The sequence below is a fragment of the Shewanella indica genome (assembly GCF_033842865.1).
Classification (GTDB): Bacteria; Pseudomonadota; Gammaproteobacteria; order Enterobacterales; family Shewanellaceae; genus Shewanella; species Shewanella indica.
The window spans coordinates 515,604-538,819 of record NZ_JAWXXR010000001.1 but is presented as its reverse complement, the minus strand read 5'-3'; the positions used below and the strand labels follow the sequence as shown (position 1 = coordinate 538,819).

Here is a 23,216-nt window from a genome sequence, read left to right as displayed (position 1 = left end):
GGCTTGTTTGCACTTTCCTTAGATCTTTCTTGGATTCACTTCTGATTGTTGAATATCGCATGCAATTGCTGTTTGTAGGGTTAAAACCTTCCTTGAACGACAGATGCTTGGCACTTTCGGTTTTTTTGACTCAGTTAATAGAAAAAATTTTAGTTTTTTTTGCACAGTGACAAGGCTAGTGACTGTTTTTCAATAGGTTAATCATTGACAATATAAGATGACATTTTTGTTACCGGATTAACTCAACTGACACGGGGACAGAATTGCGACTATTTTTTTAGAGTGACTCTTTTTATTGAGGTAACACCATGCTTATTCGCCACAAGTTGTTACTGAGTGCCGCCGTTTCGATCGGTGCCTTGGTATTGATGTTTGCACTGCAGCAATATTCCAGCTCGGTGCAGACAGAACTGTCCATCGCCATCCAGAAAGTGGTTGAGCTGGACAAAGAAGTATTAAGCATGCGCAAGAATGAAAAGGATTTTTTTGGCCGCCAGGATCTCAAGTATGTCGAGATACATCAGCAGGAAGCACAGGCCACGGCGCAGTTGATGCAAGAACTGGCACTGATCTTCAAGGAGTATGATCTCCCCGAGGCGCCGATAAACAGCTTTAATCGTGATTTTGCCAACTACCGGCAGTTGTTTACCGGGGTGGTGCAATTACAGCGTGAGATAGGTTTGAGCCCCAAGAGTGGCCTCTACGGTGAGCTACGCTCAGCGGTGCACAATGTCGAAAGCTTGGTGGCAGAGCATAATGTGTCTGAGCTTATGGTGTTGATGCTGCAACTGAGGCGTAATGAGAAAGACTTTATGTTGCGGCGGGATCTCAGCTACCTCAATAAGTTTGATACCAATATCGAACGTTTCAATGAGGCGCTCAATGCCAGTTTGCTGGACTTCAGTGTTCGTAGCAATATTGAGCAACTGATGAGCAAATATCAGCAAAGCTTTAAGAGTTTGGTGGCCAAGGAGCAGGAGTTGGGGCTCGACGAGTCCAAGGGTATGATGGGGCAGTTGCGAGAAGCGATTTTTGCCACGGAAAGCTCATCTACCAAGCTGAAAGAGTTGGCAATAGCCAAGGTGGAAAACGAGCAGCAGTACAGCTTCATGCTGGGGTTGGCACTATTTGGTCTTATTGCGTTGTTGTTGGTGGTCAGTACTGTGATGATTATCCGCAGTATTATGAGGCCGGTCGAGCGTATCACGGATGTCATTTCCCGCATCGAGCTTCAAAAAGATCTGTCGCTGCGCTGTGATGTGGGCTCCAACGATGAGCTGGGCATGATAGGACGTCATTTTAACAGCATGGTGGAGAGTTTCCAGAAGCTGATCGAACAGGTTATCGAATCAGTGGATGCCATGCGCCATTCCTGTGAAGAGCTGTCCCGCAATGCCATCAGCGCCTCGGAAGGCGTGTCGAAACAGCTGAATGAAACCGATATGGTCGCTACGGCGATCACCGAGATGGGCGCTACCATAGACGAGATTGCCAAGAATACTGAACTGGCCGCAGGTAAGGCGGAACAGACCCACCACAATGCTCAGGATGGTCAGGTTGAGGTTGAAGATACTATCAATAAGATCCAGTCTTTGGCGCAACAACTGAACGACTCTGCCAAGGTGGTGGCCGAACTTGAAAAAGACAGCCAGACCATAGGCAGTGTGTTGGATGTGATCCGCGGTATCGCTGAACAGACCAACCTGTTGGCATTGAATGCCGCCATTGAAGCGGCCCGTGCCGGCGAGCAGGGCCGAGGCTTTGCCGTGGTGGCCGACGAGGTGCGCAGCCTGGCGATGCGAACTCAGGAGTCGACCGAAGAGATTGCTGGTATCATTCAAACCCTGCAGAGCCGCACCCATTCGATAGTGGATATTATGGAGCAGAGCCAAAAGCAGGGCGGTGAGAGTGCCCAGCAGGCGGCCAGTGCCGGCACCTTGCTTGCGCAGATCAATGCTGATGTCACCAATATTATGGATATGAGCACTCAAATAGCTGCCGCCATTGAAGAGCAGAGTATGGTGGCCGCCGAGGTGAACAAGAATGTGGTGGTGATCCGCGATATTGCCGAGGAGTCGGCTCAGGCGGCAGAAGAGAATGCCACGGCATCTGATGAGGTCCGCCACCGCGCCGACTATCTGCATCAGGCGGTGAGCCAATTCAAAATCTAGTTTTCCAGGCACAGGCGAAAACCGCGGCATGTCCGCGGTTTTGTTTTAGTTGCAGTCGTAGTCTTTAGCGGTTGTGGCACTTTCTAGCTCTGCTGTGCAGACGGCTTTTTCGAGGGGGCTACCAGGAATGGCGGCAAAGGTTTTTGGGTTCACAAAAGGCTTGGAGTTGGCAGGGATAAAAAATAGGCCCCGAAGGGCCCTCAGAGAGTTAGAGACGGAAGCGGGCCACTTCGGCGCGCATGTTTTCCGCCAGATGGCTTAAGTTGCTGACCGACTCGGTTAACTCGTTGGCTGCCTGGGCCGATTGTTGGGTGATGTCGCTGATTGCCATAATGCTGCGATTGATATCTTCGGCCACGCTGCTTTGCTCTTCGGCGGCGGTAGCGATATGGGTATTGAGCTGGGCAATGGAATCGACCGACACCACTATCTCTTTCAAGGCCTCACCGGCCATATTGGCTTTGCTGTTGGCCTGTTCGACCTGAGTGATACCTTGCTCCATCGCCGTCACCGCTTCCTGCACACCTGTCTGCAGTGTGGCTATCATGGATTCAATCTCCTGGGTTGAGCTGTGGGTACGACTGGCAAGGGTTCTTACCTCGTCGGCCACTACGGCAAAGCCTCGGCCCTGCTCGCCGGCACGGGCCGCCTCAATGGCGGCGTTCAGCGCCAGCAGATTGGTTTGCTCGGCAATTCCCTTAATCACATCCAGTACCCTGCCTATGTTTTGGCTTTCATTGGCCAGATGAGTGATCACCTGCGCTGTACCCTGAATTTGCGCTGAGAGGGCCACCATGCTGGCAATCGACTCCTGCACTATTGAATCGCCATTGGCGGCACTGGCATCGGCGCTGTGGGCGGAGTCGGCAGCGGCCGTGGTGCTTTGGGCTACTTCGGAGACTGTGGCGGTCATTTCATTCATGGCAGTAGCCGTCTGCTCTGTCTCAGCCTGTTGTCTGTGCATCCGCTCGTTGGTTTGTTGGGTGAAGCTGGAGAGCTCTGTCGCTGAGTCGCTGACCGTATTGGCGGCATTGGCGATATTGTTGAGGATCCCTCTGAGGTGAGATATTACATCTCTTAAGTTATCGGATATCTGCCCCAGTTCATCGGCGTTGAAGGTTTTGAATTGCACAGTTAGGTCCGAGTCGCTGCGAATCTTCTTTAACTGAGTGAGAATATCGCCTATGGGTAACATGACGCTGCGGTTGACCCAGACACTGAGTAGTAAGCTAGCAATAATGGCGACACTGACCAGGGAGATAAACAGCACAACGGAAGAGGAGTAGAGGTTTTGGGTTTGCTCTCTTTCTTGTTTAGCGACATCAAGTTGCAGGGTCACCAATTCGGCAATCTTGCCACTGATGGGATCTATCACCTGATAGAGAGGCATGATCTCCTGGCTGAGTTGGCCCTGAATATTACCGCTCAGGGTGGCCAATTTATTTTGCAGACGCTTTATCTGCTCATCGGCGGGAATAAACAGCCGCTTGGCCTCATTGACCAGTTGTGATTCTCTGGCGGTCAACTGAGTGGCTGTGTAATCCTGCCATTTCTGCTTGATGCTTCTGTCAGCTTCATTGAGCGCGGTACTGGCTTGTTCGGCACTGAAGTCTCCGGCATTGGCCTTGTTGATCGCATCGATAACAAAGACGGCGTAATCATCACCTATGCTCTTGAGATCTTTGAGTGGGACAACCCGGTCGCTGTAGATATTTTCTACCCCTGAGTCGATTTGGTTCATGATATTGATGGCGATACCGCACAGTAGCAGCATCAAGAGAAGAGGCACGGCCATACCGAGCAACATCTTGTGTTTCAGTTGTAACTTCATGCTTGAGAACCTTGGTCCAGAAGGGAACTTGTCCTTGGATGAGGCCCTGTCATTCCAATTTGTTGAGCCATACAAAAGGTATAGCAAAAAAGTATGAAACGCGTGAGACGAGAGAGGGGCAAATTTGAGGTTCATCGCAGATTAGCGTGGACTGGAAATGAAAACGGTTGGAGAGTTATTGTTTAGTCGCCAAACCAAAACAATAACCAACCCCAACCGTTCTCAATGTCGAATATTACTTTTCCCATTGCGCTCTGGGAAGGCTTTGAAGCCGTCCATACCGAGCAAAATCAACAAACCCTCATCATCCACCTAAAGCCGATTGATAACGGCTACTGTGCTTGCGGCAAACCGGCTAAGGCCGTTCACGACGCTTCACTTCGCAGCGTATCGGAACGAACCATACTGGCGTTTCAGGTTCAGTTACGGCTACCCGTCCGCCGTATTCTTTGCCCCGATTGCGGTATCGTTCGGGAACATATCAGTTGGTTAAAGCCCTATGCTCGCCAGACCACACGGCTCATTGAGCATGTCGAGGCGCTACTCAAGCTCTTGCCGATTAAACATATTTCGCAACTCCTTGGCCTGCACTGGCATACCATCAAGACTATCGACAAACGTCGGGGTCACAGAGCCTGATTGGAGTCGTGTCAAACGCCTGGTCATGGACGAGTTTGCCCTGTTCAAAGGCCATCGTTACGCCACCGTGGTGGCCGATGCAGATACTCATCAAGTCCTTTGGATAGGTGAAGGCCGCAGTAGAGAAGCTATCCGGCCGTTTTTCGTTAAGTTGGGTCAGTACTGCCAACAGATTGAAGCCGTTGCTATGGATATGAATACTGCCTTTGACTTGGAGGTACAGATGCACTGTCCCCAAGCCAAAGTGATCTACGACTTGTTCCATGTTGTTGCTAAGTATGGCCGTGAAGTCATCGACCGAGTCAGGGTTGACCAGGCTAATCAACTCAAGCACGACAAACCAGCCCGCAAACGGGTGAAACGGGGGCGCTGGGTCTTACTCAAAAACAGAGATAATTTGACAGACAAACAGGCGGGTTATCTCAACGAGCTGTTGGAGTCGAACAAAAGCTTAATGACAGTTTACCTGCTCAGGGAGCAACTCAAGGAGATGTGGTACTGCACAGATGAAGCCGAAGCCATGGCTCAATGGAACCTCTGGTGGCAACAAGTCAGAGAGAGCGGTATCAGGCCGTTACTCCAATTTGGCCAGCGTCTTAAAAACTATCTTCATGGCATAGTTGCTTCAGCGGTTCATCCGTTGCACACCTGCCGACTAGAAGGGATGAACAACAAAATCAAACTGCTGAAGCGAATGGGCTATGGCTACCGGGATACCGAATACTTCTTTCTGAAAGTCAGAGAGGCGTTCCCCGGAGATCCGCGATGAACCAAATTTGAGGCACAAAAAAACCTCGCATTGCGAGGTTTAAATGATTGGTACAGGTGAGAAGACTTGAACTTCCACGCCCGTGAGGGCACCAGCACCTGAAGCTGGCGTGTCTACCAATTCCACCACACCTGCACTGTTTTCATTTCGACTCTTTCATGTGTTAATTGGTACAGGTGAGAAGACTTGAACTTCCACGCCCGTGAGGGCACCAGCACCTGAAGCTGGCGTGTCTACCAATTCCACCACACCTGCACATTGAGAGTCTAACGTACAGCTAACTATTATTGCAAAGTGGTACAGGTGAGAAGACTTGAACTTCCACGCCCGTGAGGGCACCAGCACCTGAAGCTGGCGTGTCTACCAATTCCACCACACCTGCACTGTACTGCCTTGCAATTTTCTCAGTCGCCTGAGCACCTTAAAGTTGAAGGTGGTGCCCGAACCCGGAATCGAACCAGGGACACGCGGATTTTCAATCCGCTGCTCTACCAACTGAGCTATTCGGGCGACGGCGTGCATTAAAAGACTTTTACGGTTTTGAGTCAACTCTTTTCTGAGAAATATTTCAAAATAACGCGTGTTTGAGCAAGTTTTACTCGAAAAGGCGCATATTGCTTAGCTTTTGAACGAAAGCCGCGTCATTGCTGGGCTAGGGGTAAATTAGCCCAATCGAAAACTCAGGCTGTAAAGCCGGGATTTCGAGGTTTAAGGGCAGGCTGGTTTTATCTTCTTCTGGAAACAAAACGCCCCACGGTAAAGTGGGGCGTTAAGGGATTAATTCTTGAGGAGGTCGTTCCCCGGATAGTTGGCACGCATGACTGTAAGTACATGCTGTTTTAACTGTTCCTGACCCAGCTCACCATAGGCGGTGGCCATGATCTCGAGCGCGCGCTCTATCGATGGGGTGCCGGGATAGGTTTCCATCACCGACTGAGCCCTGATGGCGGCAGCGCTCCAGGCATTCATCTTCAGATAGTATTCGGCCACTTTAACCGAATACAGCGCCAGACGATTTTTCAGGTGCTGCATTCTCTTCTGGGCGTCGGCCGCATACTTGCTGTTGGGATAGGTCTTGAGCAGGCGCTCGAAGTCCTTGAAGGCATCGAGGGCAAATTGAGGATCCCTGTCGCTTCTGTCTATATTGAGCATGTCATGAAACAGATAGTTGTCGGCCTGCATATTCACCAGTCCACGCATATAGTAGACATAGTCTATATCCGGGTGAGTGGGGTTGAGGCGGATAAATCTGTCGATGTTGGCGACTGCCGATGGGGTGTCATCCAACTTATAGTAGGCATAAATCAGATCCAGCTGAACCTGAGTCTTGTGTGGGCCAAAGGGGAAGCGGGAATCCAATGCCTCCAGTGAACGCACAGCCTTGGTATAGTTACCCAGCTCCATAGAGGTGCGGGCCTGGGAGTAGAGAACGTCCGGAGACAGCTTGCTGCTAATTAAGTCGTCTTCCGGTTTGCTGCTACAGGCCACAATGGCCAGCGAAAAAAAGGCTATGGCAGCGCCTTTGGCAATATTATGCATACTTGAATTCGATTCTTGAGTAAGTTGTTGTTAAGAATTTTTCCATTTCACGATAAAATGGCCGATTCCGAGTGTACCAGAAAGTACACAGTTTTTGACCCCATTAACTGGGGACGGTTCCTATGACGCAAGAGATTAATCTAAAAAGCGAGATATCAGCAACCCAAACAGGTCTGAGATTGGATCAGGCTTTGGCCGAGTTGTTCCCCGATTACTCCCGTACCAGGATCAAGGAATGGATCCTCGATGGCAAAGTATCCGTTGATGGTACTGTGGTAAACAAGCCCAGAGAGAAGGTATTGGAATCTCAGGAGATAGAGGTTCACGCCACTCTGGAAGAAGAGGTGCACGCTGAGGCTCAGGCTATCGATCTGAATATCGTCTATGAAGATGACCATATATTGGTGATCAACAAGCAGGCGGGTTTAGTGGTGCATCCCGGTGCCGGTAACAGTGACGGCACTTTGATGAATGCCCTGCTGCATCATTGCCCCGAGATAGAACATGTGCCCAGGGCCGGTATTGTCCATCGTCTCGATAAGGACACCACAGGCCTGATGGTGGTGGCCAAGACAGTTGAGGCTCAGACTCATCTGGTGGCGGCGCTGCAGGCGCGCGACATTACCCGTGAGTATGAAGCCATAGTGCTGGGCACCATGACAGCCGGTGGTACAGTGGATGAGCCTATCGGGCGTCACCCCACCAAGCGTACTCATATGGCGGTGCACCACAGCGGTAAGCCGGCGGTGACTCACTATCGTGTGGCGGAAAAATTCCGTGCCCACACCCGCTTGCGCTTGAGGCTGGAAAGTGGCCGGACTCACCAGATCCGGGTGCATATGGCTCATATAGGGCACGTGTTGGTGGGCGATCCCGTCTATGGCGGTCGTCCAAAACCCCCCAAGGCCGCCAGTGAAGCCTTTTTCGAAGTGCTGAAAAACTTCAAGCGCCAGGCGTTGCATGCGGTGCGATTGGAGTTGGTGCATCCCATCACCTGTGAGCTGATGAGTTGGCAAGCACCTATCCCCGAGGATATGGTTGAGCTGACCAAGGCGCTGCGTAAAGACACCGAAGAGCATCCGCCGGAGTATCTGTAACATGTACGGCTGTCACTGGCCGCTGCCGGCCAATGTCAGAATCGCCATGACCCAGCGTCATGGTGGTGTCAGCCTGCCGCCGTTTGACAGTCTGAATCTGGGGCTGCATGTGGGAGACATTTCCGCATCTGTGCAGGCCAACCGTGCTCTGCTGGCAAAGCGGCTGGCTCTGCCCAGCGAGCCGGCATGGCTGGAGCAGGTCCATGGCACAGAGGTGGTCGACCTGGCGCGCGATGCCCAAAGGATTGCCGATGGCAGCTATAGCGACAGCAAGGCGCATGTGGCCGTGGTGATGACCGCCGACTGTCTGCCCGTACTTCTGTGTGACAGTGCAGGCACCCAGGTGGCGGCGCTGCACGCCGGCTGGCGTGGCCTGTGTGATGGCGTTATCGAGGCGGGAATTGCCCGTTTTCGCCCCGGCTCTGAGCTTATCGCCTGTCTTGGGCCGGCAATAGGCAAAACGGCCTTCGAAGTAGGCGGTGAAGTGCGCGCCGCTTTTTGCAATAAAGACCCCAAGGCCGACAACTGCTTTGTAGCTAAGGGAGATAAGTTTCTCGGCGATCTGCAGGGGCTTGCCAGGCTCAGATTGCAGCAGGCGGGTGTCCGGCAGATATATGCCTTGGATGCCTGTACCTATAGCAACAAAGATTATTTTTCCTACCGTCGCGACGGCCGTACCGGCCGCATGGCCTCGCTGATTTGGCTCACTGATTGAGTGGTTATTTGATTCGTCTGACTTGAAATTGGTTAAAGCATCCTCATATTTAAGCTAACAAAGTAATACCTTATTTTGAGAGTTTCAGGAGGCTGTATGCGACTCGATCGTATGACCAATAAATTTCAGCTTGCTATCTCGGATGCCCAATCTCTGGCTCTTGGCCGTGACCATCAGTTCATAGAACCTGTCCATCTGATGATGGCTTTGTTAAATCAGGATGGCGGTTCAATTCATCCGCTGTTGACCCAAGCCGGTATTCAGGTCAGCACTCTGCGTTCCCTGGTAAGCCAGGAACTGGAGCGCTTGCCTCAGGTTGAAGGCACTGGCGGTGATGTCCAGTTATCCCAGGCGCTGATACGTTTGCTGAATCTGTGTGACAAGCTGGCACAGAAGCGCAAAGACAAATATATCTCCAGTGAGCTGTTTATTCTGGCGGCACTGGAAGGTAATGACACCCTAGCACAGTGCCTCAAGCAGGCCGGTGCGACCAAAGAGCTGATGGAGAAAACCATCGAAGCCGTGCGTGGCGGCCAGAAGGTAGACGATCCCAATGCTGAGGATCAGCGCCAGGCGCTAAAAAAATACACCATAGATCTGACCGAGCGTGCCGAGCAAGGCAAACTGGATCCAGTTATTGGCCGTGACGATGAAATTCGCCGCACAGTGCAGGTGTTGCAGCGTCGCAGCAAGAACAACCCTGTGCTTATTGGTGAGCCCGGTGTGGGTAAGACCGCCATTGTCGAGGGGCTGGCGCAGCGTATCGTCAACGGCGAGGTGCCCGAAGGCATCAAAAACAAACGGGTATTGTCGCTGGATCTCGGTGCTTTGGTGGCCGGTGCCAAATACCGTGGTGAGTTTGAAGAAAGACTCAAGGCTGTGCTCAACGAGCTGGCTCAGGAAGAGGGGCAGGTGATCCTCTTTATCGACGAGCTGCATACTATGGTGGGCGCGGGTAAATCCGATGGCGCCATGGATGCGGGTAATATGCTCAAGCCGGCACTGGCCCGCGGTGAGCTACACTGCGTCGGTGCCACAACTTTGGACGAGTATCGTCAGTATATTGAAAAGGATGCGGCACTGGAGCGGCGCTTCCAGAAAGTCCTGGTGGATGAGCCCAGCGTCGAGGATACCATCGCCATTTTGCGTGGCCTGAAAGAGCGCTACGAGCTGCATCACCATGTGGAAATTACCGATCCGGCGATTGTGGCGGCGGCGACTATGTCTCACCGTTATGTGTCTGATCGTAAGTTGCCGGACAAGGCCATCGACCTTATCGACGAAGCCGCTTCCAGCATCCGGATGCAGATAGACTCCAAGCCGGAGCCGCTGGATCGCCTCGAGCGCCGTATCATTCAGCTTAAGCTGGAAGAGCAGGCGTTGGCGAAGGAAAACGATGAGGCCAGTCGTAAGCGTCTTGAACATCTGCGCAGCGAGTTGGTGGAAGTGGAGCAGAAGGCGGCCGAACTCAACGAGATTTGGCACACAGAAAAAGCCGCACTGGCGGGCACTCAGCATATCAAGGCTGATCTGGAGCAAGCCAGACTGGATATGGAAGTGGCACGCCGCGCCGGTGATTTGACCCGGATGTCAGAGCTGCAATACGGCCGCATCCCCGAGCTGGAGAAACAGCTGGATCTGGCGTCTCAGGCCGAGATGCAGGATATGACCTTGCTGCGTAACAAGGTCACGGATGTTGAAATTGCCGAGGTACTTTCCAAGGCGACCGGGATCCCGGTTTCCAAGATGCTCGAAGGTGAGCGGGAAAAACTGCTGCATATGGAAGATGCATTGCATGAGCGGGTGATAGGCCAGGATGAGGCGGTCGATGCCGTGGCCAACGCCATTCGTCGTAGCCGCGCGGGTCTGGCCGATCCTAACCGGCCCATAGGCTCCTTCCTGTTCCTTGGCCCGACCGGGGTAGGTAAGACCGAGCTGTGTAAGTCGCTGGCCAAGTTCCTGTTCGACACAGAGAGCGCCATGGTGCGGATAGATATGTCCGAATTTATGGAGAAACACTCTGTCTCCAGGTTGGTTGGGGCGCCTCCGGGCTATGTGGGTTATGAGGAAGGGGGTTACCTTACCGAAGCGGTGCGCCGCCGTCCTTACTCGGTGATCTTGCTCGATGAGGTGGAAAAGGCACACCCGGATGTGTTCAACATACTGCTGCAGGTACTGGATGATGGCCGCCTGACCGATGGTCAGGGGCGTACGGTCGACTTCCGTAACGCCGTGGTGATTATGACCTCGAACCTGGGTTCCGACATTATCCAGGAGCAGTTCAGCCACCAGAGTTACGATGAGATGAAGGCTCAGGTGATGAATGTGGTGCAGCACCACTTCCGCCCCGAGTTCCTCAACCGGATCGATGAAACCGTGGTATTCCACCCGCTGGAGAGCGGGCATATCAAGAGTATTGCCGCGATTCAGGTCGAATCGCTGCGCCAACGTTTGCTGGAGAAAGAGTTCGAGCTGGAGATCACAGATGCCGCGCTGAGCTTTATTGCCAGAGCCGGGTTCGACCCTGTGTATGGCGCAAGGCCGCTGAAGCGGGCACTGCAGCAAGAGGTGGAAAACCCACTGGCGCAAAAGCTGCTTAGAGGCGAGTTACTGCCAGGTCAACCGATCAAGGTGGACTATCGCGACGACAACTTGGTGTTTGAGCAGTAATCACACCATAAACAACACACCATAAATCAAAAGGAGCGCTTTGAGCGCTCCTTTTTTTTACTTGGGCTAAACGACAAATTTAACTGATGGACTTTAAATCGTCGTCTTTAGTCTATCAGTGACTGCGGGCTACGGCGATTTTAGCCAGGCTTACCAGCGCCAGCTTGTAGTCGGACTCTGGCAGTACCGAAAGGGCCGCTACGGCCTTATCGGCTTCTTCATAGGCCCTTTGCTGGGTATATTCCAGTGCGCCACAGGTGTTGAGTGCATTGATGATCTCTTCGATATGTTCAGTGCCATTACCTTGTTCAATCGCCTGGCGGATCATCTGTCGCTGTGGCTCTGTACCGTGGGCGATGGCGTAGATCAGCGGCAAAGTGGGTTTACCTTCGGCGAGGTCGTCACCTATGTTCTTGCCCAGTTCTTCGGCGTCCGCTGTGTAGTCCAGTAGGTCATCGGTCAACTGGAAGGCGGTGCCCAGGTATTTGCCGTAGTCGGCCAGCGCCGTTTCCATTTCGCTGTCGCAACCGGCCAGCACACCGGCCAGACGGGTTGCAGCTTCAAACAGTTTGGCGGTCTTGCAATAAATAACCCGCATATAGCTGGCTTCAGTGGTATCCGGATCGTTGCAGTTCATCAACTGCAGCACTTCACCCTCGGCCAGTACGTTGGTGGTGTTGGCCAGAACCTGCAGTACTTTCATCGACTCCAACTCTGTCATCATCTGGAAAGAGCGGGTATAAAGAAAGTCGCCGACCAGCACGCTGGCGCTGTTGCCAAACAGGGCATTGGCTGTCTCCCGTCCACGGCGCAGAGTGGATTCATCCACCACATCGTCGTGGAGCAGTGAAGCGGTATGAATAAACTCTATGATAGCGGCCAGCTTCAGGTGTGCTTCACCACTGTAGTCGAGTGATCTTGCTGCCAGAATCGACAGTAACGGCCGCATACGTTTGCCGCCACCGTTGATGATGTAGAACCCCAATTGATTGATCAGGGCAACATCAGATTCGAGTTGTTTGTAGATCAGTTGATTGACGGCTTGCATGTCGGCGTCAGCCAGCTGACGGATAGCAGTTAAATCCATAGTAGACTCTAGGTATGAAGGAACGCCGAATCGGCAGCTCCCGATAAGCTTAAGTATTGTAATAGACCGAAGTTTACCTAAAATTAATGAACAAGACAGTAGCAGAGGGAGCAATGTGCGAGTTAATCCGGTCTTTTTTTCTTGAGCTTCAATTAGGGCTTGCCTGTAAGGGATTATTCGCGTAAACTCCGCGCCCATTGTCATTAAAGTTTTTGTAGCACCCAGCCTCATAGAGATGAGCCGGCGTGTTAAGAATTTCGGAGTAAAATAGCTATGTACGCTGTTTTTCAAAGTGGTGGTAAGCAACACCGTGTTGCTGAAGGCCATACTGTTCGTTTGGAAAAAATTGAAGTTGCCACTGGTGAAACTATCGAATTCGATCAAGTTCTGCTGATCGCTGATGGTGAAAACGTCCAGGTGGGTACCCCTCTGGTAGCAGGCGGTAAAGTTGTGGCTACAGTTGTTAGCCATGGCCGTGGTGAAAAGGTAACTATCCAAAAGTTCAACCGTCGTAAGCACCACGAGAAGAAAATGGGCCACCGTCAGTGGTTCACTGAAGTTAAAATCACTGCTATCAACGCTTAATAGGAGTCTGACTCATGGCACACAAAAAAGCTGGCGGTTCTACTCGTAACGGCCGCGATTCAGAAAGCAAACGTCTTGGTGTAAAGCGCTTCGGCGGCGAATCAGTTCTGGCTGGTAACATCATTGTTCGTCAACGTGGTACTAAGTTCCACGCAGGTGTTAACGTAGGTATCGGTCGTGACCATACTCTGTTTGCCCTGACTGACGGCAAAGTTAAGTTTGAAGTTAAAGGTCCTAACAACCGTAAGTTCGTTAGCATCGAAGATTAATCTTCAAACCAGAATTGCTTTGAGCCCCGCCATTGGTGGGGCTTTTGTTTTGGGCGAGAGCCATAGTTTCTGTTTTTTGGCGCCTTGCAGGGTTAGGCAGTATAATTGCCTCATTCCGTGGTGCCAGGAGTATGTATGAAGTTTGTCGATGAGGCAGTGATCAGAGTTGAAGCTGGAGATGGTGGCAGTGGCTGCGTCAGCTTCAGACGTGAAAAGTACGTGCCGGATGGTGGTCCAGACGGTGGCGATGGTGGCGACGGCGGCAGCGTTTATCTGCAAGCGGATGAAAACCTCAACACCCTGATTGACTACCGTTTTGAGCGTTTCCATATGGCTGAGCGCGGTGAAAACGGCCGAGGCCGCGACTGTACCGGTAAAGGTGGTCAGGACTTGGTGCTTAAGGTGCCAGTGGGAACCCGGGCGGTTGATGAAGAAACCGATGAGGTGCTCGGTGATCTGACCCAGCATGGTCAGAAGCTGTTGGTGGCCAAAGGTGGTTTCCACGGTCTTGGTAATACTCGTTTCAAGAGCAGTGTTAACCGCGCCCCCAGACAAAAGACCTTGGGGACTCCCGGTGAAGTGCGCAGCTTGCGCCTTGAGCTGATGCTACTGGCGGATGTGGGTTTGCTTGGCATGCCAAATGCCGGTAAGTCGACCTTTATTCGGGCGGTTTCCCGCGCGACACCGAAAGTAGCCGATTATCCCTTTACCACCCTGGTGCCTAATCTCGGTGTGGTAAATCCTCGCCCAGGGCAGAGCTTTGTGGTGGCGGATATTCCAGGGTTGATTGAAGGTGCTGCCGAAGGTGCCGGTTTAGGTATTCGCTTCCTCAAACACCTTGAGCGTTGTCGTGTATTGCTGCATATCCTGGATATTGAGCCTATTGATGGTTCAAGTCCTGCAGAAGCGGCCAAGGCGATTGTCGCTGAGCTTGAGAAATACTCGCCCAAGCTGGCTTCCAAGCCACGTTGGCTGGTGTTCAACAAGACAGATCTGCTGCTGGAAGAAGAGCTTCAGGAAAGAGTCGACAGCATAGTCAAGGAGATGGGCTGGGAAGGGGATGTTTACACCATCTCGGCTTATACCCGTGAAGGCACCAAGGAACTGGCTGAAAAGCTCTATGACTTTATCAGTAGTCTACCGGCGGAAGAGCAACAGCAAGATCCTGACGCCGATGTCGAGTTCAAGTGGGATAACTACCACCAGGATAGCCTGGAAGACCTCAACGAAGACTATGATGATGAGTTCGACGATGACTTCGACGACGATGATTACGATGTTGAGGTTATTTACCAAAGATAATATCTGAGCGAGTCTGAACACCTGTGTACGCTGATACCCAAAACGATATCACCCGGCAGGTTGTCCGGGTTGCTCAGCTATTGCTGGCCTATGGCGCTGAATCTGAACTGGTTGAAGAGATCAGTCAGCGTCTTGGCCGGGCACTTGGCTTGGCCAGTGTCGAGCTATCCATCTCATCCAATTCACTGGTGCTCACCAGCTTGGTTTCCGGTCGTTGTATTACCACTACCCGGCGCATTCGCGAGCACGGCATCAATATGACAGTGGTGTGCGAGCTGCAGCGTATTTGCCTGCTGGCCGAAAAAGGCCTCTATGGCCCCAATGAAGTCCGCAAACGCCTTGCCAGACTGCAACCCAAAACCTATCCCAAGTGGCTGCTTATCCCAATGATAGGTCTTTCCTGCGGCAGTTTTTGTCATCTTTTCGGTGGCGATCTGGCCGCATGCTTTATCACCTTCTTTGCCTCTGTGATCGGCATGTTTGTGCGCCTGGCTATGGCGCAACGTCACTTCAATGTGTTGGTGAATTTTGCCGTGACCGCCTTTGTCACCAGCTTGGTGGCTCAACTGGGGTATCTCTATCCTGTGACCCAAACCCCTGAGCTGACGATGGCGGCCTCTGTGCTGATGCTGGTTCCCGGCTTTCCGATGATCAACTCGATATCGGATATGGTTAAAGGCCATATGAATGTAGGGATCTCCCGCTGGGGACAGGCGACCCTGATGACAGTCTCCTCAGTGATAGGTATTACCATCGCTATGCAGCTTGGGGGTATCTTCCTGTGATGGACACTCTGTTGTTACTGCTGAATGACGCCTTTTTCTCGGCGATTCCCGCCATGGGCTTTGCCATGCTGTTTAATGTTCCCAGGCGTTATCTGCTTTATTGTGCCCTGGCCGGGGCCATAGGCCACAGCTCTCGGACCTTGATGTTGCAGTTTGGCTTGCCGATAGAGTGGGCCACCTTTGCCGCTGCCGGCATCATAGGCATGGTAACCATCGCCTTTGCCAAGCGTCATCTGGCACCGCCGCTGTTGTATGCCGTGGCGGCAATTATCCCTATGATCCCGGGTTCCTATGCCTACAACACTGTGATTGCCTTGGTGCAATTGACCGCTCAGTCACAACTCAGTACCGAGCTATGGGAGCAGGTGGTTACCAATGGCCTGAAAACCGTGTTCATTCTCGGGGCTTTATCTGTCGGTCTGGCCATGCCCAGCCTGCTGTATTTCCGTACCCGCCCGGTAATTTAATCCAATAATAACAAGGAGCGTATATGCGCATCGCCATGATTGCCGCCATGGCCCATGACAGAGTCATAGGCAAAGATAACCAAATGCCCTGGCACCTGCCGGAAGATCTGCGTCATTTTAAGCAGATGACCCTGGGAAAGCCGGTGGTGATGGGACGTAAGACTTTCGAATCTATAGGTCGTCCTCTGCCCGGACGCCACAACATAGTGATCAGCCGCCAGAGCGATTATGCACCGGAAGGTGTGACCCGGGTTTCTTCCTTTAAAGAGGCTGTGGAAGCGGCAGGAAACTGCGAAGAACTGGTGGTGATAGGTGGTGGTCAGCTCTACCGGGAAATCCTGCCTCAGGCCGATAAGCTGTATCTGACAGAGATAGACTTGCAAGTGGAAGGGGACACTCGCTTTCCTGAATGGAACGATGGCAGCTGGCAGCAAGTTTACGAGGAAAGTGGTCGCGGTGTAAATGGATTGGGTTTTCGCTTTATTAATATGATTAGAAAATGTTAAATTTGAGCAGACTTTTGAACCCTGAAACGTGAGTGGCACCGGCCACGAAGCGATCCTTATGCCCAAGAGTCCCCGGCAGACAAGTCTGCCGGGGACTCTTGGCTTTAATAACAATTACAAAAAGGAGTGTCAGATGCGTCTGTTGCCCGTGGCCATTGCTGCACTGATTGCTGTATCTTCAGTGTCATCCCCTTCAACTGCTAAAGCCGAAGATCTGTTGGCTGCCAGTATCTGTGATTACGTCAAGTCCAACGACAAAAATCGCCTGCGTAAGAAATTGAAAGAAAATCGAGTGAAGCTGCGTAATATCTATTCAGGACTTTCCTGTGACGGCGAAAGCCTGCTGCGCACTGCCTATCACAGCAACGCCGAAGATACCGGCGAGTTTATCGCCAAGCGCTTGTCAAAAACCGAATTGGAAGTGGTGGAAGCTGACGGCAAGACCATAGTCGACTGGGCCGACGCCAATGGTTTTGGCGCCAGCATTATTACCCTGGCCATTAAAGAGCGCTTAGGCAGCTGAATCCGCTAAAGTGTCAACAACATAGGGATTTCGCAGGCGCTGTGGCCGGTATTGCCAAGGGGCTTGGGTAAGGTGGTAAAGCCCAGGCTGGCGTAGAGGCCGAGCGCTTGTGGCAACAGTTGGGTGGTTTCCAGATAGCAGGCCTTATATCCCTGCTCGCGGGCAAAGCTGAGACATTGCAGTGCCAAACGGCGGGAGAGCCCCAGGCCTCGTAGTGCGGGCATAAAGTACATTTTCTGCAACTCACACACGCCATCTTCGCCGGGTAAGGGGGCGATACCGGCACCGCCGAGCAGTTGCTGCTGTTTTTCAATTATCCAATATTGGCTTCCTGGCTGAGTATATTGGCGACTCAGGTGATCCAGGGTCGGGTCGGCTACACTATAACCCTTATCGGGTGTCAGGCCATATTCGGCCGATACTGCGCGTATCACGGCGGCTAACTCGGCATCGTCTGCCGCCTGCAGTGGCCGGATTATTACCCCTTGTTGACTCTTGGCCTTGGTAATCGCCTTATTGTAGCAGCGCAGGCTGGCTTCTAGTTGGGTCACCTCGCTTGGTGCCAGCTGGGCAAGAATGTCAGCAAATTGGTTATCCTGTTGGTTATCCAATTGTTGCAGCATCCTATGCCCGGCCGGAGTCAGGCTGACCTGCAGACAGCGATTGTCCCTGGGATTAGCCTTGGTTTGCACGAGTTGTTTCTTGACCAGATGACTGACGGCACGACTGGCATTGGATTTATCGATATTGAGCAGGTTTCCCAGCTCCTTGATACTGAGATCTTGCTGTCCCAGCTCCAGCAGTGTGTGTGCCTGCACCGGGGTCAGTGGCAGTTGCCCACAGGCGCCGGACAACATACCCAGTTGCCGTACCAAGTGACGTGACAGTTGTCTGAGTACAGGACTGACCTGGGCCAGTTCATCCTGAGATGGTTCCTGGTGAGAGCTCGGCTCTTTAACATCAGGCTTGGATGAGCCCAAACTTAACGGTTTTGTACTGAGGGACATCTAAGGAATTACCTCGCAAATGATAAAATGGTTGCGTAAAGCAACTAATTCTGAATTCAACTTAGCTCAGTCTGTATCTATTTGCAACAGCTGGGTTTGGTCATCGTCCCGCATTTACACAGGTCGCTTGGGAAAGATTGAAGTGGGGCGGTCAACAACACCGCCGTTATTAATAACAGCGGTTGCTGGTATCAGTAAAGCTCCGGGTAACGCAGTGGCGCCGATGCGAGCAGCAAGGCCGAGCGATAAATACTCTCGCGAGTAGCATGCCCCTGGGTCAAGAGCCCTATGGCGCCACCTGCCTGTTTGACATTGATGGTATTGAACAGCGAATCCATCACATCTCCCAGTTCTTCACCGGCCTTGAGCGCGGCATAAACCTTGGGCGGCAGGGGCAGGTGAGCACTGCGGCCGACGCAGAGGCGTTCTTTGGTGGCTATAACCACATAGGCAAAGGTGGCTGGCCCCTGGGGGAACTCATCCACCCCACCTTCCATTGCCAGATAGTAATCGGCATCTGCATTCGCCTTGCACCATTCCACCCTGTTGATGGCTCCCTGGCGGGTATCGGCATCTGTCATGGGTTGCTCCGCGACACCGGATGGCGCCTTCATGGCGTGGCAGTGGATCTCGGCGTCGGGATGCAGGGCGCGAACCGCATTCTCGGCGGCTTTGATTTTCACCGGGTTGGTAGAACCCACCACTATCTGTAACTGTTTTTGTTTCATATTTGTTTGTTTGATAGATCTTTAATGTAGACGGGTGTTTGAATCATTGTTTAAATGGTCGGAGGTGCGACCTTGAATTGGGCGTCATTGTGACGCGCCATAAATCACAACGCAAGGTGCACCGAGGGACACGACATAGGCGCCACGACAAACCCGCATGACTTTGGGGAGTTGTATTGTTCAAGGGGCTGGGCCTTGTCGGATAAATGGCATTAAAAAAGAGATAATTATAATGAAATTCAACAAACTCATGTACGCCATGGGGCTGGCAGGCACCCTGGTACTCGTTGGCTGTTCGGATGACGATAATGATCAGAACCCGCCTCCGGTCGATAACACACTGCAGGCATTTGCACCGGATGGTAAGCTCTCGGTCAGCGTGCGGCGCACCAGTTTCGGTGTACCTCATATTCAAGCTGACAATTTGGAAAGCCTGGGATTCGGTAACGGCTATGTGCAGGCGCAGGACAATCTGTGCATCCTGGCCGATGGTTTTGTTAAGGCCAACTCAGAGCGTTCCATGTATTTCGGCCCCCATGCCAGCCTGGACTTCACCACAGGGATCCCGGCCCGGGAAGACAATGGCAATCTGATCTCCGACTTTGCCTACAAGGCGCTCAAGGTCAGAGCTCAAGCCGAGGCCAAATGGCCAGAATTCAGTGAAAACTCCCGGGCACTGATCAGCGGGTTTGTCGCCGGCTACAACCGGTATTTGAGCGATGTGGCCGAAGGCAAGCAACAGGCCGAGCCCTTCTGTGCCGGGCAACCCTGGGTCAAGCCTATTGAAGCTGAAGATGTGGTGACCTACCTGTTTTCAATCGCCCTGTTACCGGGGGCGGCCAACTTCCTGGATCTGATCTTTTACGCCAATCCGGGTGATGGTGATGAATATCTGCCGCGAATAGTCGGCCCGGCTCCGGCCTCTGCCGCCCAGACAGCTTTTGTCAATGACATCAACAGCAAGCTGATTGCCAGAGCCGCCAATATTTCAACCCCGGAGACCAACCCGGGTGAACTGGGCTCCAACGGTTGGGGCCTTGGCAAAGACAAGACAGAAAACGGCAAGGGCATGGTGCTGGGGAACCCGCACTTCCCGCATACGGGTAACCTGAGATTCTGGCAGTCCCATGCCACCATTCCCGGACACCTGGATGTGATGGGCGGCTCGCTGGTCGGCATGCCGGGCCCAATCAATATTGGTTTCAACAAAGATCTCGCCTGGACTCATACCTTCTCCACCGCCGAACATTTTGTGGTCTATAACCTGGAGCTGGTTTCCGGCGACCGGATGCAGTATCTGTTTGACGGTGAGCCTATGCCTATCAGCAAGGAAACCGTGCAGGTGCTGGTCAATGCCGGTCCGGCGGGTATGCTGGTAGCCGAAAAAGATATCTATACCACTCCCAAAGGACCTATAGTCGAAGCGCCTGCGACCCAGGCACCTTTTGGCTGGGATGATGGTCAGGCCTTTATGTTGCAGGATGCCAACATGGCGACCCTGGATCCCGTGGATCACTGGCTGGCGATGAATATGGCCGCCAACAAACAGGAGTTTGTGCAGGCATTTAAAGACTATGACGGCATGATCTTCAATAACACCATGTATGCCGACAGGGAAGGCAACGCCTTCTATATCGATGACTCTACCGTGCCGGGATTATCCGAGGCGGCTGTGGTATTGCTGAAGACTTCCCCTGAGATCAAGGCGGCCAAGGCGCAGGCGGGCTTTACCATATTGCCGGGCAATACCTCACTGTTCGCTTTCGCTGGCCCCACGCCTTTCGAGCGGGCACCCAAGTTGGAACGCACAGATTTTGTGCAAAACTCCAATAACTCCTTCTGGTCTACCAACCCGGCCGAGCCGCTGGAGTATTTTTCTCCCATGTATGGCCCGGAGCGTGGTCAACTGAGCATGAGAACCCGCATGGGACTCAAGCTGCTTGGTGATGCCGCCGGTAGTGATGGTAAGTTCAACCTGGATGAATTGGAGGCGGCAGTGCTCAACAACCGCAGCTATCTGGCCGAAATTGTTTTGGATGATCTGATTGCCCAGTGTGAAGCCAAGGGCAGTGAACCTGTAATGGTCGGTACCCTTGCCAAGGATATCAGCGCTGCCTGCGCGGCGCTCAAGGCCTGGAATGGTCATCAGGACAACGACAGTAAAGGCGGCGCTTTGCTTCGGGAGTTCGCCCATCTGTTCAATGACAAAACCATGTTGACCCAAGGCTTTGATTATCTGCAGCCGGCGACCACTCCCACAGGGCTGAGTTCTGACGGTTCGGCGCTCACCGCGCTGGCGCATGCCGCGCTCAACCTGGAAGCGGCCGGTTTTGCCGTCGATGCGCCTCTTGGCAGTGTGCAGTTTGTTGAGCGTTCATTGCCGGATGGCAGCGCCAGCGGCGTGCGTTTGCCCTGGCCCGGCAGTCATCATGCCGAGGGTGGTTTCAACGTATTTTCCACCAGAACCAGTGGTGACGACACTCTGATCCCACAGCACTCTTACGCTCCGGCAACCGATGTACTGAGCGGTAAAGCGCTGGATTCAGGTCTGAGCGCCAAAGGCTATCAGATTCGTTATGGCTCCAGTTGGATGATGGCGGTGAGCTTTACCGATGAGGGCCCGGAGGCGAGGGGGATACTGACCTACTCAGAGACCAGCAATATTCTGCGTCCCGAATTTGCCGATCAGACCGCGCTCTACTCCAGTGAGAAACGTTTCCGCCCCTTGCTGTTCAAAGAAGCGGATATTGATGCGGCAACCGTATCCAAGATGGACCTGACGCTCGAGCGTTAAGCACTATTTATTCTGCTTCAATGCCGCTCATCTCGATGAGCGGCATTTTTTTGCCTGCTGCCGGTTTGTTAATAAAATTACAATTTAGATGGTGATCGCTGTCGGGTTTTAATTCGGCCTTGCTGAGTTATGTCATATTTTTCTCACGAACGTGCTGGTGATCTCTGTTGTCTTTTTTCTCCGCAAACTTGATGCTTTACCGGCTGGCATTCAAGGTAGCACCTTTGTTTCCGCGGCTTTGCAGGGTGGAATTAATTTGTTGCCTAATTGAAATTTTATTACAGCAAAAGGCAGATCTGGATCCCAGTTATGACTCAGAGCCCAAATTCAGTGCCGTGAATGGCGGTTCAGATCAATTTCTTTGCCGGGCGATTGGCTATGCTTGCCGCCAATTTCAGCCGAAGTTAAGGTAATCCTTATGCAACAAGAGATCACAGGTACGCAGGTTCAAGACGCTGTACTGCCCCCCACGGCCCCGGAAAAGGGACAAGTGTCTGGCTCACTATCCTGGACGGCCCAGGACACTACTTGGATGTTGAGTCTGTTTGGCACTGCAGTGGGTGCCGGGATCCTGTTTTTGCCTATGAATGCCGGTCTCGGTGGTTTTTGGCCGCTGTTGTTGCTGACCATCTTGATAGGTCCCATGACCTATCTGTCTCACCGGGGCTTGTCTCGCTTTGTCTGTGCCTCGAAGATTGAAGGCAGTGATATCACTCAAGTGGTCGAGGAGTACTTCGGTGTTGGTGCCGGTCGCGCCATTACCTGGCTCTATTTTTTGGCCATCTATCCGATAGTGTTGATCTATGGCGTGAGTATCACCAATACGGTTGACAGTTTTATGGTGCATCAATTGGGGATGGCATCTTTACCGCGTTGGCTACTGTCCGGGGCTTTGATTGCCGGTATGATGGCTGTGATGGTAGCCGGTGAGCGGTTGATGCTCAAAGTGACCCAGTTCCTGGTCTATCCTCTGGTCGGCATCTTGCTGTTTATGTCGCTCTATCTCATTCCCGATTGGAAGATGGATGCTTTGATGCAGGTTCCATCGGCCGGAGAGTTTCTCGGTATTGTTTGGGTCACCATCCCTGTGTTGATCTTCTCTTTTAACCATTCTCCGGCTATTTCCCAGTTTGCGGTATCGCTAAAGCGGGAACATGGCGCCAATGCGGCCAAGAAGGCCGATATGATCTTGCGTAATACCGCCATGATGCTGCTGGGGTTTGTGATGTTGTTTGTGTTTTCCTGTGTTCTGGCCATGAGTCCGGCACAACTGGCACAAGCCAAGGCATCCAACCTGCCGATTTTGTCTTACCTGGCCAATATCCATGACAGTGCATTTATCAGTTATGTGGGGCCGGTTGTTGCGTTTGTGGCCATAGTATCCTCTTTCTTCGGCCACTATCTGGGAGCCACTGAAGGATTGAAGGGAATTGCCTCCAAACAGTTGCCGTTTGTTCGAGAGCGTTGCAGCGACAAGGGGCTGAATCGCGGTATTCAGCTGTTTATGTTCCTGACCGTTTGGGGCGCGGCGATTGCCAATCCCAGTATCCTGACGATGATTGAAGCTCTGGGCGGCCCAGTGATTGCGGCCATTCTCTATCTGATGCCTATGTATGCCGTTTACAAAGTACCGGCACTCAAGGCCTATCGCGGTCGCTTGAGCAACATCTTTGTGATAGTGGCCGGTTTGATGTCCATGACCGCCATTTTTTACTCCTTCTTCCAAGGCTAA

General features: G+C 52.5%; 18 protein-coding genes, 4 tRNA genes and 1 pseudogene. 14 read left to right on the top strand and 9 right to left on the bottom strand.

The window, feature by feature from the left end:
- The first annotated feature begins 308 nt into the window (after positions 1 to 308).
- On the top strand, positions 309 to 2,171 hold the full coding sequence (locus SIL79_RS02545) for a methyl-accepting chemotaxis protein (RefSeq protein WP_162206906.1): 1,863 nt from the start codon (positions 309 to 311) through the stop codon (positions 2,169 to 2,171).
- Between the two features lie 208 nt (positions 2,172 to 2,379).
- Here the strand turns inward: SIL79_RS02545 and SIL79_RS02540 are convergent, their stop codons facing one another.
- Entirely contained in the window at positions 2,380 to 4,002 is a 1,623-nt protein-coding gene (locus SIL79_RS02540) for a methyl-accepting chemotaxis protein (RefSeq protein ID WP_039035552.1), read from the bottom strand.
- 225 nt (positions 4,003 to 4,227) lie between these two features.
- On the opposite strand from SIL79_RS02540, the pseudogene SIL79_RS02535 reads away from it, so the two are divergent.
- Positions 4,228 to 5,410: pseudogene (locus SIL79_RS02535) on the top strand (ISL3 family transposase).
- 48 nt (positions 5,411 to 5,458) lie between these two features.
- Here the strand turns inward: SIL79_RS02535 and SIL79_RS02530 are convergent.
- The 5 genes from SIL79_RS02530 to SIL79_RS02510 form a co-directional block, all read right to left on the bottom strand.
- Positions 5,459 to 5,545: transfer RNA gene (locus tag SIL79_RS02530), tRNA-Leu, on the bottom strand.
- A 33-nt stretch (positions 5,546 to 5,578) separates the two neighbouring features.
- A tRNA-Leu gene (locus SIL79_RS02525) sits at positions 5,579 to 5,665 on the bottom strand.
- Positions 5,666 to 5,705: 40 nt separating this feature from the next.
- Positions 5,706 to 5,792, bottom strand: a tRNA-Leu gene (locus SIL79_RS02520).
- A gap of 52 nt (positions 5,793 to 5,844) precedes the next feature.
- Positions 5,845 to 5,920 (bottom strand) — tRNA-Phe (locus SIL79_RS02515).
- Positions 5,921 to 6,187: 267 nt separating this feature from the next.
- Complete coding sequence (locus SIL79_RS02510; RefSeq protein WP_071475756.1) at positions 6,188 to 6,949, bottom strand: outer membrane protein assembly factor BamD; 762 nt, start codon at positions 6,947 to 6,949, stop codon at positions 6,188 to 6,190.
- Between the two features lie 122 nt (positions 6,950 to 7,071).
- Here SIL79_RS02510 and rluD point away from each other — a divergent pair, with 122 nt between their 5' ends.
- The 3 genes from rluD to clpB all read left to right on the top strand — a co-directional run bounded on the left by rluD (position 7,072) and on the right by clpB (position 11,431).
- A complete protein-coding gene (gene rluD / locus SIL79_RS02505) occupies positions 7,072 to 8,046 on the top strand; it encodes a 23S rRNA pseudouridine(1911/1915/1917) synthase RluD (protein WP_039033048.1) in 975 nt (324 codons plus the stop codon).
- Position 8,047: 1 nt separating this feature from the next.
- Positions 8,048 to 8,761 carry a peptidoglycan editing factor PgeF gene (pgeF, locus tag SIL79_RS02500; RefSeq protein WP_071475757.1) on the top strand — a complete coding sequence of 238 codons (714 nt, stop codon included), beginning with the start codon at positions 8,048 to 8,050 and terminating at the stop codon, positions 8,759 to 8,761.
- Between the two features lie 96 nt (positions 8,762 to 8,857).
- Positions 8,858 to 11,431 carry an ATP-dependent chaperone ClpB gene (gene clpB / locus SIL79_RS02495; RefSeq protein ID WP_071475758.1) on the top strand — a complete coding sequence of 858 codons (2,574 nt, stop codon included), beginning with the start codon at positions 8,858 to 8,860 and terminating at the stop codon, positions 11,429 to 11,431.
- Positions 11,432 to 11,546: 115 nt separating this feature from the next.
- Here the strand turns inward: clpB and ispB are convergent, their stop codons facing one another.
- Positions 11,547 to 12,518, bottom strand: coding sequence for an octaprenyl diphosphate synthase (gene ispB, locus SIL79_RS02490; RefSeq protein ID WP_319618942.1), 972 nt, complete (start codon positions 12,516 to 12,518; stop codon positions 11,547 to 11,549).
- Between the two features lie 273 nt (positions 12,519 to 12,791).
- Between ispB and rplU the strand changes: the two genes are divergently transcribed.
- The 7 genes from rplU (at position 12,792) to SIL79_RS02455 (ending at position 16,955) form a co-directional block, all read left to right on the top strand.
- Positions 12,792 to 13,103: a 50S ribosomal protein L21 gene (gene rplU / locus SIL79_RS02485; RefSeq protein WP_025012063.1), complete on the top strand. Its 312-nt coding sequence runs from the start codon at positions 12,792 to 12,794 to the stop codon at positions 13,101 to 13,103.
- A gap of 14 nt (positions 13,104 to 13,117) precedes the next feature.
- Positions 13,118 to 13,372 carry a 50S ribosomal protein L27 gene (gene rpmA / locus SIL79_RS02480; RefSeq protein WP_011760936.1) on the top strand — a complete coding sequence of 85 codons (255 nt, stop codon included), beginning with the start codon at positions 13,118 to 13,120 and terminating at the stop codon, positions 13,370 to 13,372.
- Between the two features lie 135 nt (positions 13,373 to 13,507).
- Positions 13,508 to 14,674 carry an Obg family GTPase CgtA gene (gene cgtA / locus SIL79_RS02475; RefSeq protein ID WP_071475759.1) on the top strand — a complete coding sequence of 389 codons (1,167 nt, stop codon included), beginning with the start codon at positions 13,508 to 13,510 and terminating at the stop codon, positions 14,672 to 14,674.
- Between the two features lie 23 nt (positions 14,675 to 14,697).
- Complete coding sequence (locus tag SIL79_RS02470; protein WP_039033053.1) at positions 14,698 to 15,459, top strand: threonine/serine exporter family protein; 762 nt, start codon at positions 14,698 to 14,700, stop codon at positions 15,457 to 15,459.
- Positions 15,459 to 15,926, top strand: coding sequence for a threonine/serine exporter family protein (locus tag SIL79_RS02465; protein WP_174840187.1), 468 nt, complete (start codon positions 15,459 to 15,461; stop codon positions 15,924 to 15,926). Before SIL79_RS02470 ends, SIL79_RS02465 begins: the two co-directional genes overlap by 1 nt.
- Positions 15,927 to 15,949: 23 nt before the next feature.
- Positions 15,950 to 16,432: a type 3 dihydrofolate reductase gene (gene folA / locus SIL79_RS02460; RefSeq protein ID WP_039033054.1), complete on the top strand. Its 483-nt coding sequence runs from the start codon at positions 15,950 to 15,952 to the stop codon at positions 16,430 to 16,432.
- A gap of 133 nt (positions 16,433 to 16,565) precedes the next feature.
- Positions 16,566 to 16,955 carry a DUF3718 domain-containing protein gene (locus tag SIL79_RS02455; protein WP_039033055.1) on the top strand — a complete coding sequence of 130 codons (390 nt, stop codon included), beginning with the start codon at positions 16,566 to 16,568 and terminating at the stop codon, positions 16,953 to 16,955.
- Between the two features lie 5 nt (positions 16,956 to 16,960).
- Here the strand turns inward: SIL79_RS02455 and SIL79_RS02450 are convergent, their stop codons facing one another.
- Both SIL79_RS02450 and yjjX read right to left on the bottom strand, forming a co-directional pair.
- Complete coding sequence (locus tag SIL79_RS02450; protein WP_083399750.1) at positions 16,961 to 17,962, bottom strand: bifunctional helix-turn-helix transcriptional regulator/GNAT family N-acetyltransferase; 1,002 nt, start codon at positions 17,960 to 17,962, stop codon at positions 16,961 to 16,963.
- A 191-nt stretch (positions 17,963 to 18,153) separates the two neighbouring features.
- Positions 18,154 to 18,690: an inosine/xanthosine triphosphatase gene (yjjX, locus tag SIL79_RS02445; protein ID WP_162206907.1), complete on the bottom strand. Its 537-nt coding sequence runs from the start codon at positions 18,688 to 18,690 to the stop codon at positions 18,154 to 18,156.
- 232 nt (positions 18,691 to 18,922) lie between these two features.
- Between yjjX and SIL79_RS02440 the strand changes: the two genes are divergently transcribed.
- Positions 18,923 to 21,484, top strand: a complete 2,562-nt coding sequence (locus SIL79_RS02440; protein WP_319618940.1) for an acylase — start codon at positions 18,923 to 18,925, stop codon at positions 21,482 to 21,484.
- 418 nt (positions 21,485 to 21,902) lie between these two features.
- Positions 21,903 to 23,216: an aromatic amino acid transport family protein gene (locus tag SIL79_RS02435; protein WP_039033058.1), complete on the top strand. Its 1,314-nt coding sequence runs from the start codon at positions 21,903 to 21,905 to the stop codon at positions 23,214 to 23,216.